Raw genomic sequence first — 16,466 nt, 5'->3', positions numbered from 1 at the left:
TGCCGATCTTTAGCCCGAACGGTTCAGGGTCCCTGCTCCACCGCTCACCGCCTACGGTGGCGTGAACCGAACCGGGTGGGAGTGAGCGATGGCGGTGCTGGACCGGTACGACTCGATGATCAGGGAGAAGACCCCGGCGGGTCTGCGATGAGGGGCGCGGTCGTCACCGGTGCCGGGCGCGGCGTGGGCAAGCTCGTGGCGAAGATGCTGGTGCAACGCGGCTACACGGTGCTGGTGACCGATGTCGACGAGGCCACCGCGACCGCGACGGCCGCCGAGATCGGTGCCGCGGCACGGGTGCTCGACGTGCGCGACCACGAGGCGGTGGAAGCGGCGCGCGACGACATCGTGGCCCGCGCGGGCCGGCTCGACGTGTGGGTCAACAACGCGGGAGTGCTGGTGACCGGGCCGGCGTGGGAGCAGGACGCCGCCACCCGCAGGCTGATGATCGAGGTCAACACCCTCGGGACCATCAACGGAACCGTGGCCGCCATCGAGGCCATGCGCGGTCACGGTGGCGGGCACGTCGTGAACATCGTGTCGCTGGCGGGCATCACGGCCGTCGCGGGCGAGGCGGTGTACGCGGCCTCCAAGCACGCGGCCATTGGCTTCAGCCTCAGCACCCTCGCCGACCTGCGGATGGCGGGCGTGCGGGACGTCGACATCTCGTGCATCTGCCCGGACGGCATCTGGACGCCGATGCTCTACGACAAGCTGGACGACCCGTCGGCGGCGTTGTCGTTCTCCGGCACGCTGTTGCAGCCCGCCGACATCGCCGCCGCTGTGGCCCGTGTGCTCGACAGGCCGCGGCCGGTCGTCACCGTTCCGAAGTGGCGTGGGGCGCTGGCCCGGTTCGGTGACGTCTTCCCGCGGTTCGGGCTGCGCGCGATCCCGCTCATGGTGGCGCAGGGACGCCGGAACCAGCGGAGGTCAGCTCGGTAGCGTTCCGTTGCCGTGCAGCAGGCCACGCGCGTGCTCGATGGCCTCGGGAGTGGTCGCGAACATGCGCACCCCGTGGGTTTCGAGCTGCCGGCGGTGCTCCTCCCGCACTCCGGACAGCAACACCGTGATGCCCCGGCGTTCCAGCCGCTCCACGGCGTCGCGCAGCACCAGCGCACCCGTTCCGTCCATCGTGGACACGTGGGACAGGCGCAGCACCACTACCGAGACCTCGGCGATCTCGGTCAGCTCCAGCAGGAACCGGTGCGCGGCGGCGAAGAACAGCGGCCCGTCGAGCCGGTAGGCGACGATGTGCTCGGCGAGCAGGGCGTGCTCCTCCTCGGCGTGGTCGCCGGGTTCGAGCGGTTCCTCGTCGACCCGGACCGACCGGGCGACGGCGCGCAACGCGAGGGCACCGGCGACGACCAGGCCCAGGATCACGGCGGTGACGAGGTCGAGGACCAGCGTCGCGACCGCCGTGAGGGCGAGCACGACGGCGTCGGACCGGTTGGCGCGCATCAGCACCCGCACCGAGCCGACCTCGACCATGCGCACCGCGGTGGCGATCAGCACGCCCGCCAGCACGGCCAGCGGCACCCGCCCGACCATGGGAGCGGCCGCCAGCATGATCACGGCGAGCGTCACGGCGTGCACGAGGGCCGCCAGTCGTGAGCCGGCACCGGACCGGACGTTGACCGCCGTTCGCGCGATGGCCGCGGTGGCCGGCACGCCACCGAAGACGGGTGCGACGACGTTCGCGATGCCCTGGCCGAACAGCTCGCGGTCCGGGTCGTGCCGCTGGTTCACGCTCATGCCGTCGGCGACCGTCGCGGACAGCAGGCTCTCCAACGCGGCCAGCGCCGCTACGGCCACCGCCGACGGCAGCAGCGACCACAGCGCCGTCACATCCACAAAGGACAGTGAAGGTGCTGGCAGGAACGCCGGTAGCGCACCGATCCGCGCCACGGGCAGGGACCACAGCTCCGCGACCACCGTGCCCAGCGCGACCGCCAGGAGCGAGAACGGGATCGCCGGCTTCCACCGTGCGCCGAGGAGCATGACCACGGCCACTCCCCCGGCCAACGCGGCGGCGGGCCAGGACGGCCCGGAGCCGAACGCGCGCACGGCGCCGACCACGACGTTGTGCCCGCCCCCGGCCTGAACACCCAGAGCGGCGGGCACCTGTTGCAGCGCGATCACCGCCGCGATGCCGATGGTGAAGCCCTCGACCACCGGAGCCGGCACGTACCGCATGTACCGCCCGGCCCTGGCCGCCGCCAGCACGAGCAGCAACACCCCCGCCATCAGCCCGACGGTCAGCACCCCGCCCGGACCGAACTCCGCCACGATCGGCACCAGCACCACCGTCATCGCACCGGTGGGACCGGAGACCTGCAGGCTCGACCCGCCGAACACGGCCGCCAGCGCCCCCGCGACGACGGCCGTCGCCAGCCCCGCGGCCGCACCCAGCCCCGACGCCACGCCGAACCCCAGCGCCAGCGGCAACGCCACCACCGCGACCGTCAACCCCGCGACGAGATCCCGAGGTGCCGCGGCCGACCAGTCCGCCTTGGCGGGCAGGAAGGTTCTCACGCGGAGTTCTCGCGCAGCTGCTCCAGCAGCTCGTTCTGCCCCACCAGCAGCTCGGTCAGGATCCGCCGCGCGGCCTTCATCAGATCGGCCACGTCGGCACCGGCGAGCGCGTACACCACGGTCGAACCCTCACGCGTCGCCGTGACGATGCCGGACCTGCGCAGCACGGCCAGCTGGGCGGACAGGTTGGACGGCTCCACCTCGATCTCGGCCAGCAGGTCGCGCACGGCCTGGGGACCGTCCTGGAGGAGTTCCAACACCCGGATGCGCACCGGGTGGCCGAGCATGCGGAAGAACTCCGCCTTCGCCTGGTACAGCGGAACGGGCATCGCTCATCCCTCCCGCGGCGCGTCGACCGCCACACCGTGCTCGGCGGCCAGGCGCCGCAGGTTGGCCAGATCTGCCGCGTGCATCTCGGCGGCGTACTCGTCCTGCTGCTCCACCGCCCTGCGCACCGCGCTCTGCGCCTGCTCGACGCGCAGGAGCAGGTTGTCCTCGAACTCGTTCACCGGCCCACGACCTGTCGACTTGAAGAATTCTTCAATTCAACAGTCTACGGTCCCGTCAAGTGGCCCGGGCCGATCGCGTCCCACCGGCCGCGTGGGAGCTGACTGGGCAGGCTGCGGCGGAAGTCGGACCGGACGATGGCGTACAGCGAACGGACCTCGGCCAGCCGCTGTGCCGCGCTGACCGGTGGTCCGGCGGGGAGCCAGGGCGTGCGGGCGCGGCCGACGAGGAGCTCGGCGAAGGTGTGGGCGATGCCCGCGTGGCCGTGGGTGCCGGGGTGGACGCGGTCGATGGACCACATGCGCGGCGCGTAGGTGCGCTCGTCGTGCCACAGGTCGTGCATGATCGCGTCGTGCTGGTCCGCGATCGTGCGCACGAGGTCGTTGACGTGCCGGAACCGCGAGCGCATCGCCTGGTGCAGGTTCGCGGGTCCCGGCCAGCGGCGGGTGATGTCTGGCAGGGTCGCCATGATCACGCGGGCGCCACCGTCGCGCAGGGCGGCCACGGTGTCGGACAGCGCGCGGCCGACCGCCGTGCTGTCGAAGCCGGTCCGGTCGAACGCGTCGTTGGCGCCGACCATGACGCTGACCAGGTCGGGCTTCAGCCGCAGCGCCGGCTCCACCTGGTGTTCCAGCACGTGCCGCGCGCACCACCCGCGCACGGCGAGGTTGTCGTACCGCAGGCCGGGCCAGGCGTGGTCGAGCTCGCCGGCCAGGACGTCCGCCCAGCCCCGCAGGCTCCCGTCCGGGCGGGGGTCGCCCACTCCCTCGGTGAGGCTGTCGCCCAGCGCCACGAACCGCCGCACGGGCTGAGTACTGTTGACCATACTCAGCAAGGTAGCGCACGCCGCCTGTGACAGAGTGCGCGCATGCAGCCCGACCAGACCGGTGCCACCGCCGCACAGCAGGCGCAGTCCGCCGACGACGCGCGCGAGCTGCGGTGGGACCGCGAGGCGTGGCGGCTCGACCCGGACTCCGTGCAACGCGCCCTGGACGTGCTCGTGCCGCGCAGCGCAGGGCAGATCGTGCGGGAGGCGTTCTACGGCACCCGCCGCTTCGACGACTTCCTGCGCCACACCGGCATGACCCGCGGCGTGCTGTCGGCCCGGCTGCGGGAGCTGACCGCCCAGGACATCCTGACCAAGGTCGCCTACCACGACGCCGGCTCCCGCGGCCGGCACGAGTACCGGCTCACCGGCAAGGGGCGAGACCTGGCCGCGGCGATCATCAGCCTGCTCACCTGGGCCGACCGCTGGCTGCCCAGCCCGGACGGGCCCACGGTCGTGCTGACCCACCGCGACTGCGGCGCACCGGTCGGCACCGAGATCCGCTGCGGTGAGGGGCACCAGGTCGGCGACATCGGGGACATCCGGGCCCAGCCCGGTCCCGGCGCACAGCCCGCACCCTCGTCCTGAGCGACGGGGTCCCGGTGCTCGGGGCGTGCTCGTTCAGCCGCGCTGCGGCAACCCTTGCGGTGGCGGGAAAACGTTCCAGCACGGCCCCACCCCGGTGGTCCTTCGCAGCGACCGGACCTTATGCACCTCGCGGTGCTGTCGCTCATCCTCTGGCACTCGATCCTCTTGGGACAGTGGTTCCCGCCGTCGTCGGCAACCCCCACCCGTGCAGTGGATTCCGTGCTCGATCGGGCTGCCGAACGCGGTGGTGATCAACCCGCCGCGCACGCCGCGAAGAGCGTCCTCCCTCGAACGGGCGGCGTTGCGCTCGATCGAGGGCTGGGCCGGCCGGATCGGCTTGTCGGACGCGTCCTGAGGTACTCGATGGCGACCGGCGCCCGGCCGGGTGTCGGCGCAGCGCCGTGTTCGGCGCGATCAGGAGAGGACGACCCGATGTCGCGTTTGTCCCGAGCGGCCGGTCTGACCGGCATGGTGTTCACCGCCACGGCTTTGTTCTCGTTCATCGGGCCGCCCGCCCAGGCCGACCCCGGCATCTGCATCGACCACGTGATGGAGAACGGGCACGAGGCGACCAGCAACGTGCTCAAGGCGTGCAAGATCGCGAAGACGGGCAAGAGGGAAGACGTCAGGACGTGCCTCCGGATGCTGCGCGCCGAGGGCGTGGAGCGCGAGGTGGCCTCGCACGCCTGCCGGATCGCCTCCGAGCCGGACCTGGCTTCCTGACCGAATCCCGAGGTTTGTCCTCTCGATCGGGTGGATCTTCTGCCTGACGCCCGACCCCGGCTTGCTGGCGGGCGCAGGCAGATCAACGCTCGGTGACTACGCGGTTGCCCGTTCATCCTGTGCACACTGAGGAGACGAGATGGTGTCGACGGCGGAGCACCAGACATCCGAACGCGACCGGCTGCGGGTGGTCTTCCGCCTGCGGGTCCCGGAAGCGGAGCAGGACCGCTTCCTCGACGCCTACCGGGGGATCAGGTTCCAGGTGTCGCAAGTGGAGGGCTACCTCGGCGACCAGCTGTGCCAGTCCGAGGACGACCCGGAGGACTGGATGATCACCAGCGAGTGGTCGAGCGCCGCGCACTTCCACGCGTGGGAGCGCGGCGCCGACCACCGGCGGCTGGCGGCCCCGCTGGTCGCGTGCGCGACGACGCGGGAGTCCTCGCGCTACCACGTCCGCCTGACCACCGCGCAGGGCACCGAAGCCGTACGACAACTGCTGGAGGCGAAGTCGTGAACCGCTATGCGTTGACGTTCCCGGTGCGCCCGGAGTCGGAGGCGGCGGTGGCCGAGATCCTGGCCGGTTACGCCGGACCCCCGCCCGGCCGGCCGCAGGCCGCGCGCCCGCTGCTGAGCCGCACGTCGGTCTTCATGGTCGGGCCGGTGGTGGTGCGGGTCGTGGACATCACCTGCCCGCCGGGGGAGGCGATCCGGCACTTGGCCGTGCAGCCGCAGATCCAGGCCGTGGAACAGCGGTTGCGGCCACACCTGGTGCAGGACCGCGACCTGTCCGACGACGACGGCAGGCGGCGTTTCCTGGCCGGCTCGGTCATGCGCCTGGTCGCCTCCCGCGACGGCAGTCCCGGTCACCTGCCCCGTGCGGCGGCGTTCTACCGGGCGTTGCCGGGCCGGGCCGGTGAGGTGGCTCGGCTGCTCGCCTCCGCGGGGTCGGATTCTGACTGCGGCACAACGGTTTTCCTACGAAGGGACATGGTCGTGCACCTCGTGGAGTCCTCGAACGGCATGCCTGTCGTGCCGCTCGCCGACAGGCTGGCGCCGCTGGTGCACCAGGCCTGCCCGATGTCGCTGGTGACCGACCGCGTGGTGGGGGCGGTGGCATGACCGGCCAGCTCCACCGCGCGGTCAGCCAGGACGACGCCGCGCCCAACACCCGCCGCGGCGGCGACATCCGCGTCCTGCTCGGCCCTGCGACGGTCGGTGCCACCTCCGGGTTCATGGGTGTCGTGCTGGTCGGGCCGGGCGAACAGGTGAACGAGCACTACCACCCGTACTCCGAGGAGTTCCTCTACGTCGTCGAGGGTTCTGTGGTGCTGGACCTGGACGACGTGCCGCACGAGGTGCGCACGGACCAGGCGATCCTGGTGCCGATCGGGGTGCGGCACCGCCTCCGCAACCCCGGGACGTCGCCGGCCCGCGTGGTGTTCCAGCTGTCCCCGTTGGCGCCCCGGCCGGAGCTGGGGCACGTGGACACGGAGCACGAGTCGTGACGCGCCGGGTGGCGGTCACCGGCCTGGGGGTGGTGGCACCGGGCGGCATCGGGACGAAGGCCTTCTGGGAGCTGATCACGTCCGGGCGCACCACCACCCGGCCGATCACCCTGTTCGCCGCGGAGGAGTTCCGGTCGAGGATCGCCGCCGAGTGCGACTTCGACCCGGTGCACGCGGGCCTGACCGCCGCGGAGATCGCCCGGATGGACCGCTACGTCCAGTTCGCCGCCGTTGCCGCCGACGAGGCGTGGCGACAGGCACAGGTGCCCGTCACCGACCCGTGGCGGCTGGGTGTGTGCATGGGGTCCGCCGTGGGCGGCACGACGCTGCTGGAGCAGGACTACGTGGCCACCTCGCGCCGCGGGCAGCAGTGGGTGGTCGACGCGGGCGCGGCCTCGCCGTTCCTGCACTGCGCCCTGTCCCCCGCCGCGCTGGCCGCGGAGGTCGCCGACCGGGTCGGCGCCTGCGGGCCGGTGCGGACGGTGTCGACCGGGTGCACGGCCGGGCTGGACGCGGTGGGCCACGGCGCCCGCCTCATCGAGGACGGCCGGGCCGACGTGGTGGTGGCGGGAGCTTCGGAATCCCCCATCTCACCGATCACGGTGGCGTGTTTCGACGCGATCCGCGCGACCTCGACGCGCAACGACGACCCCGCGCACGCGGCCCGCCCGTTCGACCGCGACCGGGACGGGTTCGTGCTCGGTGAGGGCGCGGCGGTGCTGGTGCTGGAGGAGCTCGGCCACGCCCGCCGCCGGGGCGCGGAGGTGCTGGCGCAGGTCGAGGGGTTCGCCACCCGCAGCAACGCCCACCACATGACCGGCCTGACGACGGAGGGCGTCGAGATGGCCGAGGCCGCGCGGCGCGCGCTGTACCACGCCGGGGTGGCGTCAGAGGAGATCGGCTACATCAACGCGCACGGCTCCGGCACCCGGCAGAACGACCGGCACGAGACCGCCGCGTTCCACCGGCTGCTGGGCGAGCGCGCGCACCAGGTGCCGGTCAGCTCGATCAAGTCGATGATCGGCCACTCGCTGGGCGCGATCGGCTCCATCGAGCTGGCCGCCTGCGCGCTGGCCCTCGTCCACGGCGTGGTCCCGCCGACCGCCAACCTGGACACGCCGGACCCCGAGTGCGACCTGGACTACGTGCCGCACACCGCCAGGGAACGCCGGCTGGACGTGGTGCTGTCGGTCGGCAGCGGCTTCGGCGGGTTCCAGTCCGCGGTGGTGCTGACGAGAGCGGGACGGCCGTGAGCCCCGCGACCACCGGTCCGGCGCCCGTCGTGACCGGTCTCGGTGTGATCGCCCCGAACGGACTCGGGGTCGGCGAGTTCTGGGCCGCCGTGCGGGACGGGCAGCTGGCGCTGGCACCGATCGGGCGGTTCGAGCCCAACCCCTACCCGGTCACCGTGGCGGGCGAGGTGACCGGGTTCGAACCGGCCGGGTGGGTCGACCCGCGGATCACCGTGCAGACCGACCGGTTCACCCACTTCGCCCTCGCCGCCGCCGACCTGGCGCTGCGCGACGCCGCGCTGCACCCGGCGGAGGTGGACCCCTTCGAGTTCGGCGTGATGACGGCCAGCTACAGCGGCGGTGTGGAGTTCGGCCAGCGGGAGATCGAACGGCTGTGGCGGAACGGTCCCGCGCACGTGGGCCCCTACCAGTCGATCGCCTGGTTCTACGCCGCGTGCTCCGGTCAGGTCTCCATCGGCAACGGCCTGCGCGGCCCGTCCGGGGTGCTGGTCGCCGACGAGGCGGGCGGCCTGGACGTCCTCGCCGCTGCCGGCGGTGAGCTGCGCCGAGGCGCGCGGGCCATGCTCGTCGGCGGCGCGGAAGCCCCGTTCTGCCCGTACGCGATGTGCTGCCAGCTCGGGCTGGGGCTGCTCAGCACGTCCGGTGACCCGGCAGCGGCCTACCAGCCGTTCACCGAGCGGGCCGGCGGGTTCGCACCGGCCGAGGGCGGCGCCATCCTCGTCGTGGAGGACGCCGGCGCCGCGCACCAGCGGGGCGCCACCGTGAAAGCGGTGGTGGCGGGGCACGGCGCGACCTACACCGGCCGGCGGCGGTTCGACCGGTCGGCGCAGGGACTGCTGCGTGCCGCCACGGGCGCGCTGGCCGAGGCGGGGCTGACCCCCGACGACGTGGACGCGGTGTTCCTCGACGCGATGGCCGACCCGTGTGCCGACGCCGCCGAAGCCGAGGCGCTGCACCTGCTGCTGGGCGAGCGCGCGAACCGGGTGCCGGTGACCGCGCCCAAAGCCGGGTACGGGCGCTGCTACGCCGCAGCGGCCGTGCTCGACGTCGCCGCCGCGGTGCTGGCCCTCGAACACGGCCTCGTGCCGCCCACCCCCGGCGTGCGCGACTGCCGGTTCGACCTCGACCTGGTCACCGGCGCCGCACGTCCGGTCGACCTGTGCACCGTCCTGGTGCTGTCCCGCGGCGTGTACGGCGGGAACTCGGCGCTCGTGCTGCGCCACCCGGAATCACCGACCATCGGAGGTGTGTGACGTGGACACCCGACTTTCCCCCGACGACCTGGCAGCGCTGATCAGCCGGTGCACCGGGGTTCCCGTGACGAGCGAGCAGGTCACGGACCCCGGCCGCACCTTCGACGACCTCGGCGTGGACTCCCTGGGCGTGATGGGCGTGCTGGCCGAGCTGCAACGCGACCACGGCGTGTCCAAGGACGCCGAGCTGCTGACGCACCAGTCGCCGCGCGAACTGCTGGCCCTGCTGCCGGGGAGGGCCTGAGGATGAGCGGGCACACCGAGAACGAGATCGTCATCGACGCGCCGATGGAGCTGGTGTGGGAACGCACCAACGACGTCGAGCACTGGCCGGAGCTGTTCAGCGAGTACGCCTCGGCCGAGGTGCTCGAACGCGACGGTGACCGCGTGCTGTTCCGCCTCACCATGCACCCGGACGAGGCAGGCCGGGTGTGGAGCTGGGTGTCCGAGCGCGTCGCGGACCGGGCCACCAGGACGGTCACCGCCCGGCGCGTCGAGACCGGGCCGTTCGAGCGGATGCACATCCGCTGGACCTACGAACAGCTGGACACGGGCGTGCGCATGCGCTGGGTGCAGGACTTCGCGATGAAACCCGACGCCCCCGTGGACGACGCCGCGATGACCAAGCGCATCAACGCCAACAGCCGCGTCCAGATGTCCCTGATCAAGCGGAAGGTCGAGGAGGTCGCGTGCACCGCACACTGATCGTCGCCCGCATGGTGCCCGAGGCCGCGGACGAGGTCGCCGCCGTGTTCGCCGGCTCCGACGACCACTCCGGCCTGCCCACCGCGCTCGGCGTGCGAGGGCGCAGCCTGTTCCGGTTCGGCGAGCTCTACCTGCACCTGGTGGAGAGCGACCGCCCGTTGCCCGAGGCGGTGAGCGCGCATCGCGACGACCCCCGCTTCCGGCGGATCAGCGAGGAGCTGAGCCCGTTCGTCTCCGCCTACGACCCCGACACGTGGCGTGAGCCCAAGGACGCGATGGCGCAGGAGTTCTACCGGTGGGAGCGCCATGTCTGACGTTCCCGTGCTGATCGCGGGCGGCGGCGTGACCGGCCTGTCCGCCGCCGTGTTCCTCTCCTGGTACGGCGTGCCGACCGTGCTGGTGGAGCGCCACCCCGAACCGTCGACCGATCCCAGGGCCCGTGCGCTCAACCCGCGCACGATGGAGCTCTACCGGGCCGTGGGCCTGGAGGAGGCCATCGGGCAGGTGCGGTCACCGATCGCCGACCACACCGTCGTCGCCCATGCCGAGGCCGTGGCGGGCCCGGAACTGCTGCGGCTGCCCAACCGCCTCGACACCGGCCCCGACTCGCTGAGCCCCTGCCGGTGGGCCGCGATCGACCAGAACCAGCTCGAACCACTGCTGCGCGCACACGCCGTCGAGACCGGCGCGGACGTGCGCTACCACCAGGAGGTGGTGGCGGTGGACAACGGGCCCGACGGTGTCGTCGCGGTGGTGCGCGACCACCGCACCGGGCGGGAAGAACGTGTGCGCGCCGATCACCTCGTCGTGGCGGACGGCGCGCACAGTCCCGTCCGCCGCATGCTCGGCGTCGGGCAGGACAGCTCGGACCTCCTGGCACGCAAGGTCAACATCTACTTCGACGCCGACCTCCGCGAGCCGCTGGACGGGCGCAAGATCGTGGCGCTGACCGTGCGCAACCCCGCCGTGCACGGGTTCCTCACGTCCATCGACGGCGCGAAGCGGTGGCGGTTCGCCGTCTCCCTGCGTCCGGGTGACGACGTCGCCGACTTCACCGAGGAGCGGTGCGTTCACCTGCTGCGCACGGCCATCGGCGTCGGCGACCTGCCGATCGTCATCGACCACGTGTCCGAGACGCCGTGGGAGATCTCCGGCCAGGTCGCCCACCGCATGCGCGTCGGCCGGGCGTTCATCGCAGGCGACGCCGCTCACGCCATGCCGCCCGTCGGCACCTTCGGCGTGGCCACCGCTGTCCAGGACGCCTTCAACCTGGCGTGGAAGATCGGCCTGCACCACCGCGGCGTGGCCGGCCCGGGACTGCCGGCCACCTATGAGACCGAACGCCTCCCCGTGGCCCGGCACACCACGGCGCTGACCGTCGAGCGGTACGGCCTGGTCAACGGCAAACCGGGAGACGCGCGCGAGAGCGCCATCCGCCAACGGGCGACGATGTTCGGCTACACCTACCCCGAAGGCGCTCTCGTCGCGGACGACACCCCCGCTCCGCACCCGGTGGAGGACCCCGACCACCCCACCGCCGCGCCGGGCTGCCGCGCACCGCACGTTCCCCTGGAGCACAACGGCACCGCACTGTCCACAGTCGACCTGATGGGACGCGGCCTGGTGCTCGTCACGGGCGCCGGCTGGCAGCCGGACGCGACCTCCTCCGGTGCCGGGGTCGAACACCACCGCATCGGCGACACCCTGCTCGACCCCACCGGCGACCTCGCCCGCCGCTGCGGCATCACCGACGACGGCGCCGTCCTGATCCGCCCGGACGGGTTCATCGCGTGGCGCAGTACGACCGCACCCCGTCCCGGCGTCCTGTCGGCCGTGGTCGACCAGGTGCTGTTCCGATGAACGAGCGGCTCCTCAGCGGCCATTGCGGCGGCTTCCCGGCGGTCACCATGACGGGGAGCCGGACCGTGGACCGCTACGCGTTGATGTTCCCGGTGCGGGCCGGGTCGGAGGAGGTCGTGGCCGAGCTCCTCTCCCGGTGCACAGCCCTTCCCGAACGCGGACCGGAGACCGGGTGGGCGCCGCTGGAGCGCACCTCGGTCTTCATGGCGGGGCGTGTCGTGGTGCGGGTCGTGGACATCACCTGCCCGCCCTCGGAGGCCGTCCAGCACCTGGCGGGGCAACCCCGCATCCAGGCGCTGGAGCAGCGGCTGCGGCCGCACCTGGTCCACGACCGCGACGCGACCGACGAGGCGAGGCTCCGCTGGTTCGTGGCGACCGCCGTGATGCGGGTGGCGTCCGGCAACGGCCGCACCGGCCGGCTGCCGCGCAGGGCGGTCCTGTACGAGTCGCTGCCGGGGCACGCCGGCGAACTGGCCCGGCGGCTCGCCGGCATCACCGTCGCCTCAGGTGGCACCACCGTGTTCCGGCGGCGCGACCTGGTGGTGCACCTGATCGAGTCGGACGACGAGGCACCACCGGTGCCGCTGGTCGGCCTCGTCGCGCCGTTCGCGCGGCTGGCACGGCCGATGACCCTGGTGACCGACCTCGCGGTCGATGCGGCGGTGACCGCCGGCAGCACCCGGCGGTGAGCCCATCCGAACTCCGCCTCGGTGTCAGTGGCGGTTCACCGCCCCCGCCGCAGCAGCTTCCACAGCACCAGCACGAGCGCCGCCGCACCGGCCGCGACCACCGCCGGGTGCTGCCGGGCCTGCCGGACACCCTGCTCGACCCGCTGCCGCACGGGCTCGGGCAGCGCCTCGACCGCCTCGATGGCGGTGACGCCGACCTGCGTGGTCACGACGCCGACCTTCTCGCCGACCTGACCCGCGACGGCGCTCGCCTTGCCGCTCACCTGCTCGGCGACCGCACCGGCCTTGCCGCTCACCTGCTCGGCGACCGCACCGGCCTTCTCACCGACCTGACCCGCGATGACGGTCGCCTTCTCACTCACCTGAGCGGCCACGGCGGTCGCCTTCTCGCGGACCGCGCCGGCCTGCTCGGCCGCGTCGGCGGGAACGTTCTTGTCGCTCATCGGTGTGCCCTTCACTGGTGGGGTTGTCCGCAACTTGACCTCCTCTACCCCGAAGGGCGCCGGTCTACGCCTGCACGGTGCGTCGCAGGCCGCCCCCCCGATCGGGAGAACGACCGCGGCGAGGCGAATCGTTCGCAGTAACGGAAGAACCCGGCAGTGCGCCTCCGACGACGACCATGCGCTCCAGATGTGCCGCGACCCGGGAGCAACACCCACATCCGGGGGATTCAGACGGCTCCAGCCGAAATTCACACTTTGTGGTCATGACCGGTCAGTCGCGTGCCTTCTCCGGGCTACGGTCGCCACGGTTCCTGATCACGTTCACCCGGAAAGAGTGGTCCAGCAATGCAGAGCAACGCCCTCGACCGCGTCGCGGTCGTCTTCAGCCTCTTCGACCGCAACGGGGACGGCCACCTCCAGGCCGAGGACTTCGAGATCATGGCGGACGACGTCGTGGCGGCGGCACCGCAGTCAGGCCAGGCGGCCAAGAGCGCGATGCGCGAAGCGTTCGAGCGCTACTGGGAGACCCTGGTCACCGAGCTGGACGCCGACCGCGACGGCACGATCACCTTCGAGGAGTTCACGGCCTGCGTGCTGGCGCCGGAGCGGTTCGACCACACGATCAGCGAGTTCGCCGAGGCGCTCGCCGACCTGGGCGACCCGGACGGCGACGGGCTCATCGAACGGCCCGTCTTCCTGGCGCTCATGACCGCGATCGGGTTCGAGCAGGACGCGATCCACGCGCTGTTCGACGCCTTCGGGCCCACGCCGGACGACGAGATCACCGTGTCGACCTGGGTCGCCGGGATCAAGGACTACTACAGCCCCGCGAAGACCGGCATCCCCGGCGACCACCTGGTCACCAGCAGGGTCTGACCGGCCGACGAGCAGGAGAGGAACGCCTTGGTCCCCACCATCGGGCTCGCCGTCGGCCGCGGCACCGGTCCTGAGCTCGCTGACGTCTTCGAACGGGTCGTGACCACGTTCGGGGACGTCCGCATCGTCCGCTCCCCCAGGCTCTACCACTCGTACTTCTCCCTCAAGGCGGAGGCGAGCGGGGTCGCGGAGGTCGGGCTGCTGACCGGGCAGGACGCCGACCACTACGAGCAGTTCTGCCGCGAACAGGCACGCGCGGGCACGACCGCGGTCTTCCGCACCGCGATCAACGCGCAGTCGCTGTACCTGGTCCGCGAACGGCTGCAGGCGGTGAAGGTCGACCTCATCGCCGGCCGGGACACCTCGCTGCTCCTGGTCCGCGACCAGGCCCAGGGCTTCTACACCGGCGAGAACCACCACGAGCCCGGCGTCGTGCGCCGCACCACGGTCTTCAGCAGGGAGATCACTGAGAAGGTCGTCCTCGCCGCGCTGCGGCAGGCCAGGCGGTACTGGCCGGGTGAACCGCTGGGGCAGGTCGTGATGGCCTACAAGTTCCACCTGCTCGACGGAGCGCTGGGCGAGTGGGTGGCCGACATCGGTGCGCGGCACGGCGTGGACCTGCGGCTGGCGCAGCCGGACACGGTCAACCGCAACATCATCGAGCACGGACTGCCCGCCCGCAGCGTCGTCATCGGGTCCAACGAGTGGGCCGACGTCATGCACGTCGTCCTGCTCGACCGGCTGGGCCGCGAGCGCCAGGAGAACCGCTGCACCGAGAACCTCCACCTGCACCCCGACGTGCAGAACCTGGTGGAGTACCAGACGGTGCACGGCTCTGCCGACGACCTGGAGGGCCTGGGCATCGTCAACCCGACGGCGACGATCCGCGCGGCAGCGGCGATCGCGGAGCGGCATGCCGGGGCCACCGGTGCGATCGCGCGTGCGGAAAGCGCTCTCACCGCCGTGGCGAACCAGGGTGTGCGCACCCCGGACCTCGGCGGGCGGAACTCGACCGGCGAGGTGGTGGCCGCGGTGCTCGAACTGCTGCGGGAGCCGGGTCATCGCGGCCGGCACGCGGCACCGGTGCCGGCGGGCGAAGCGTGAGCACGACGGCGCTCGTCGTCATCGACCTGCAGAACGACTTCTGCACCGGCCCTGCCGTCGCCGCCCGGTACCGGGGCGACCCCGCCGCGCTGGACGCGGTGGCCGGCAACGCCGCCCGTGCCGTCGCCGTGGCGAGGAACCGGGCGGTGGAGGTGCTGTTCGTGCGGTTCCACGGCGACGTCGAGCACCAGGGCCCGAGCTGGCGGCGGCGCGACCTGGTGCTCGGCAAGAGTCCCAAGTGCCTGGAGGGCACGTGGGGAGCCGAGTTCCACCGGGTGCGGCCGTTGCCGGGAGAACGCGTGTTCACCAAGCAGGCGCGGTTCGACGCGTTCCTCAGCGACGGGTTCGAGGAGCACCTGCGCCGGACGGGCGTCGAGCACCTGGTGTTCGCGGGCCTGTACGCCGACGTCTGCGTGGACACCACGGCGCGAACGGCGTTCCAGCACGGTTTCCACGTGAGCGTGCTGACCGACTGCACGACGAGCCTGCACCTGCCCGACGACACGGTCCAGCGGTTCATGGCCACCGTCTACGGCGCCCGGCTGACGACGCTGGCCGACCCGGACGTGTGGTCGGCGCCGGTGCGGCACGACCAGGAGAGGCAGGACAGGTGCCGGGTACCGGACACGGCAGCCAGACCGTAGAGCACGGGGTCGCGCGCACCGCCCTCATGGTCGCCGCGGCCCGTGCCATCGAGACCCACCGGCCGGACTCGCTCGCACGTGACGAGTACGCCGAGCACTTCGTGCGCGCGGCCGGCACCTGCGAGGACTGGCCGCTGCGCCTCGACGCGGTCCCGGACGGCGACGACGACCCGTTGTGGGGCAGGCTCGGGCGGTACTTCGGCCTGCGGACGAGGGTGCTCGACGACTTCGTGCTGCGGTCGGCGCAGACCGGGGCACGGCAGGTGGTGCTGCTGGGCGCCGGTCTCGACACGCGGGCCTTCCGGCTGGGCTGGCCGCGGCGCTGCGTGGTGTTCGAGCTCGACCAGGACCCGGTGCTGCGCTTCAAGCAGAACGTGCTCGACGACCTCGGTGCGAGGTCACGCGCACACCGGGTGCCGATCGCGGTCGACCTGCGCGACGACTGGAAGACGTCGTTGCGCGACGCGGGGTTCGATCCCGCCGCGCCGAGCGTCTGGCTCGCCGAGGGCCTGCTGCTCTACCTGCCCGGCGACGCGGAACGGCGCGTGATCGACGTCGTCGACGAGCTGAGCGCGCGGGGCAGCTCGATGGCGTTCGAGGTCAAGCTCGGCGTGGAACGGCCGGAGGTCCGCTCCAGCGCCGTGTACTCGGCGGCGAGGCAGCGGATCGGCGTCGACCTGCTCAGGCTGTTCGACGCCGAACCGCGCCCGGACTCCGCCGGTGATCTCGCGAACAGGGGCTGGGTCACGCGGGTGACGACCCCGTTCGACTTCACCGCGGAGTTCGGGCGCGGCCCGCGACCGGAGCCCGACGACGCGCTGGCGAGCAACCGGTGGGTGTTCGCGGCCCGGCTCTGACGAAGCCGTCAGAGCGCTCGTGCGATGGCGATGTTGCCCGCGAGCCGGTCTCCTGCTTCGTAGATCATGTATTCGTGGCCTTGGTAGGTGCCGAACGAGGG

Annotated in this window: 23 protein-coding genes; 18 read left to right on the top strand and 5 right to left on the bottom strand. The window is 72.4% G+C overall.

Annotation, left to right across the window (positions count from 1 at the left end; genetic code table 11):
• Window positions 1-147 precede the first annotated feature (147 nt).
• Window positions 148-942, top strand: coding sequence for an SDR family NAD(P)-dependent oxidoreductase (locus AB0A63_RS38625; protein ID WP_360401086.1), 795 nt, complete (start codon window positions 148-150; stop codon window positions 940-942).
• On the opposite strand, the gene AB0A63_RS38620 is transcribed toward AB0A63_RS38625, so the two are convergent.
• The 4 genes from AB0A63_RS38620 to AB0A63_RS38605 are packed head-to-tail and all read right to left on the bottom strand — an operon-like array spanning window position 931 to window position 3,865.
• Window positions 931-2,532, bottom strand: a complete 1,602-nt coding sequence (locus AB0A63_RS38620) for a SulP family inorganic anion transporter (RefSeq protein ID WP_360401083.1) — start codon at window positions 2,530-2,532, stop codon at window positions 931-933. The genes AB0A63_RS38625 and AB0A63_RS38620 overlap by 12 nt on opposite strands.
• Window positions 2,529-2,861 carry a metalloregulator ArsR/SmtB family transcription factor gene (locus AB0A63_RS38615; RefSeq protein ID WP_360401080.1) on the bottom strand — a complete coding sequence of 111 codons (333 nt, stop codon included), beginning with the start codon at window positions 2,859-2,861 and terminating at the stop codon, window positions 2,529-2,531. Before AB0A63_RS38615 ends, AB0A63_RS38620 begins: the two co-directional genes overlap by 4 nt.
• A 3-nt stretch (window positions 2,862-2,864) precedes the next feature.
• A complete protein-coding gene (locus AB0A63_RS38610) occupies window positions 2,865-3,041 on the bottom strand; it encodes a hypothetical protein (protein ID WP_360401077.1) in 177 nt (58 codons plus the stop codon).
• Between the two features lie 44 nt (window positions 3,042-3,085).
• The gene (locus AB0A63_RS38605; protein WP_360401074.1) at window positions 3,086-3,865 is read right to left on the bottom strand and encodes an SGNH/GDSL hydrolase family protein; all 780 of its coding nucleotides are present in this window, start codon (window positions 3,863-3,865) and stop codon (window positions 3,086-3,088) included.
• A 42-nt stretch (window positions 3,866-3,907) separates the two neighbouring features.
• On the opposite strand from AB0A63_RS38605, the gene AB0A63_RS38600 reads away from it, so the two are divergent.
• The 13 genes from AB0A63_RS38600 to AB0A63_RS38540 all read left to right on the top strand — a co-directional run bounded on the left by AB0A63_RS38600 (window position 3,908) and on the right by AB0A63_RS38540 (window position 12,441).
• The gene (locus AB0A63_RS38600; protein ID WP_360401071.1) at window positions 3,908-4,453 is read left to right on the top strand and encodes a helix-turn-helix domain-containing protein; all 546 of its coding nucleotides are present in this window, start codon (window positions 3,908-3,910) and stop codon (window positions 4,451-4,453) included.
• A gap of 205 nt (window positions 4,454-4,658) precedes the next feature.
• A complete protein-coding gene (locus AB0A63_RS38595; RefSeq protein WP_360401068.1) occupies window positions 4,659-4,808 on the top strand; it encodes a hypothetical protein in 150 nt (49 codons plus the stop codon).
• 77 nt (window positions 4,809-4,885) lie between these two features.
• The gene (locus tag AB0A63_RS38590) at window positions 4,886-5,176 is read left to right on the top strand and encodes a hypothetical protein (RefSeq protein ID WP_360401065.1); all 291 of its coding nucleotides are present in this window, start codon (window positions 4,886-4,888) and stop codon (window positions 5,174-5,176) included.
• Window positions 5,177-5,315: 139 nt separating this feature from the next.
• Window positions 5,316-5,690: an antibiotic biosynthesis monooxygenase family protein gene (locus AB0A63_RS38585; protein WP_360401062.1), complete on the top strand. Its 375-nt coding sequence runs from the start codon at window positions 5,316-5,318 to the stop codon at window positions 5,688-5,690.
• Window positions 5,687-6,295 carry a SchA/CurD-like domain-containing protein gene (locus AB0A63_RS38580; protein ID WP_360401059.1) on the top strand — a complete coding sequence of 203 codons (609 nt, stop codon included), beginning with the start codon at window positions 5,687-5,689 and terminating at the stop codon, window positions 6,293-6,295. Before AB0A63_RS38585 ends, AB0A63_RS38580 begins: the two co-directional genes overlap by 4 nt.
• Complete coding sequence (locus AB0A63_RS38575) at window positions 6,292-6,681, top strand: cupin domain-containing protein (protein WP_360401056.1); 390 nt, start codon at window positions 6,292-6,294, stop codon at window positions 6,679-6,681. The genes AB0A63_RS38580 and AB0A63_RS38575 overlap by 4 nt, the downstream gene beginning before the upstream one ends.
• Window positions 6,678-7,934, top strand: a complete 1,257-nt coding sequence (locus tag AB0A63_RS38570; protein WP_360401053.1) for a beta-ketoacyl-[acyl-carrier-protein] synthase family protein — start codon at window positions 6,678-6,680, stop codon at window positions 7,932-7,934. Before AB0A63_RS38575 ends, AB0A63_RS38570 begins: the two co-directional genes overlap by 4 nt.
• Window positions 7,931-9,187: a beta-ketoacyl synthase N-terminal-like domain-containing protein gene (locus tag AB0A63_RS38565; protein WP_360401050.1), complete on the top strand. Its 1,257-nt coding sequence runs from the start codon at window positions 7,931-7,933 to the stop codon at window positions 9,185-9,187. The genes AB0A63_RS38570 and AB0A63_RS38565 overlap by 4 nt, the downstream gene beginning before the upstream one ends.
• A 1-nt stretch (window position 9,188) precedes the next feature.
• Window positions 9,189-9,431, top strand: coding sequence for an acyl carrier protein (locus AB0A63_RS38560; RefSeq protein ID WP_360401047.1), 243 nt, complete (start codon window positions 9,189-9,191; stop codon window positions 9,429-9,431).
• A 2-nt stretch (window positions 9,432-9,433) separates the two neighbouring features.
• On the top strand, window positions 9,434-9,892 hold the full coding sequence (locus tag AB0A63_RS38555; RefSeq protein ID WP_360401044.1) for an SRPBCC family protein: 459 nt from the start codon (window positions 9,434-9,436) through the stop codon (window positions 9,890-9,892).
• Window positions 9,877-10,206 (top strand): TcmI family type II polyketide cyclase, encoded by a 330-nt coding sequence (locus AB0A63_RS38550; RefSeq protein WP_360401041.1) that lies wholly within the window; start codon window positions 9,877-9,879, stop codon window positions 10,204-10,206. The genes AB0A63_RS38555 and AB0A63_RS38550 overlap by 16 nt, the downstream gene beginning before the upstream one ends.
• Window positions 10,199-11,752, top strand: coding sequence for an FAD-dependent monooxygenase (locus AB0A63_RS38545; protein WP_360401038.1), 1,554 nt, complete (start codon window positions 10,199-10,201; stop codon window positions 11,750-11,752). Before AB0A63_RS38550 ends, AB0A63_RS38545 begins: the two co-directional genes overlap by 8 nt.
• Window positions 11,749-12,441 carry a SchA/CurD-like domain-containing protein gene (locus tag AB0A63_RS38540; RefSeq protein ID WP_360401035.1) on the top strand — a complete coding sequence of 231 codons (693 nt, stop codon included), beginning with the start codon at window positions 11,749-11,751 and terminating at the stop codon, window positions 12,439-12,441. The genes AB0A63_RS38545 and AB0A63_RS38540 overlap by 4 nt, the downstream gene beginning before the upstream one ends.
• Before the next feature lie 35 nt (window positions 12,442-12,476).
• Here AB0A63_RS38540 and AB0A63_RS38535 read toward each other — a convergent pair whose 3' ends face one another.
• Entirely contained in the window at window positions 12,477-12,884 is a 408-nt protein-coding gene (locus tag AB0A63_RS38535; RefSeq protein ID WP_360401032.1) for a hypothetical protein, read from the bottom strand.
• A gap of 345 nt (window positions 12,885-13,229) precedes the next feature.
• Between AB0A63_RS38535 and AB0A63_RS38530 the strand changes: the two genes are divergently transcribed.
• From AB0A63_RS38530 to AB0A63_RS38515, 4 genes are read left to right on the top strand one after another with little or no spacing between them, the layout of a single operon-like run.
• Window positions 13,230-13,760 (top strand): EF-hand domain-containing protein, encoded by a 531-nt coding sequence (locus AB0A63_RS38530; protein WP_360401029.1) that lies wholly within the window; start codon window positions 13,230-13,232, stop codon window positions 13,758-13,760.
• 27 nt (window positions 13,761-13,787) lie between these two features.
• Entirely contained in the window at window positions 13,788-14,864 is a 1,077-nt protein-coding gene (locus tag AB0A63_RS38525) for an isocitrate/isopropylmalate family dehydrogenase (protein ID WP_360401026.1), read from the top strand.
• Window positions 14,861-15,508, top strand: a complete 648-nt coding sequence (locus tag AB0A63_RS38520; protein WP_360401023.1) for an isochorismatase family cysteine hydrolase — start codon at window positions 14,861-14,863, stop codon at window positions 15,506-15,508. Before AB0A63_RS38525 ends, AB0A63_RS38520 begins: the two co-directional genes overlap by 4 nt.
• The gene (locus tag AB0A63_RS38515) at window positions 15,475-16,365 is read left to right on the top strand and encodes a class I SAM-dependent methyltransferase (RefSeq protein ID WP_360401020.1); all 891 of its coding nucleotides are present in this window, start codon (window positions 15,475-15,477) and stop codon (window positions 16,363-16,365) included. The genes AB0A63_RS38520 and AB0A63_RS38515 overlap by 34 nt, the downstream gene beginning before the upstream one ends.
• Window positions 16,366-16,466 lie beyond the last annotated feature (101 nt).

Source organism: Lentzea sp. NPDC042327 (assembly GCF_040647275.1).
Classification (GTDB): Bacteria; Actinomycetota; Actinomycetes; order Mycobacteriales; family Pseudonocardiaceae; genus Lentzea.
The sequence above is the reverse complement of the archived record's forward strand: the minus strand, read 5'-3'. Positions and strand labels throughout refer to the sequence as shown.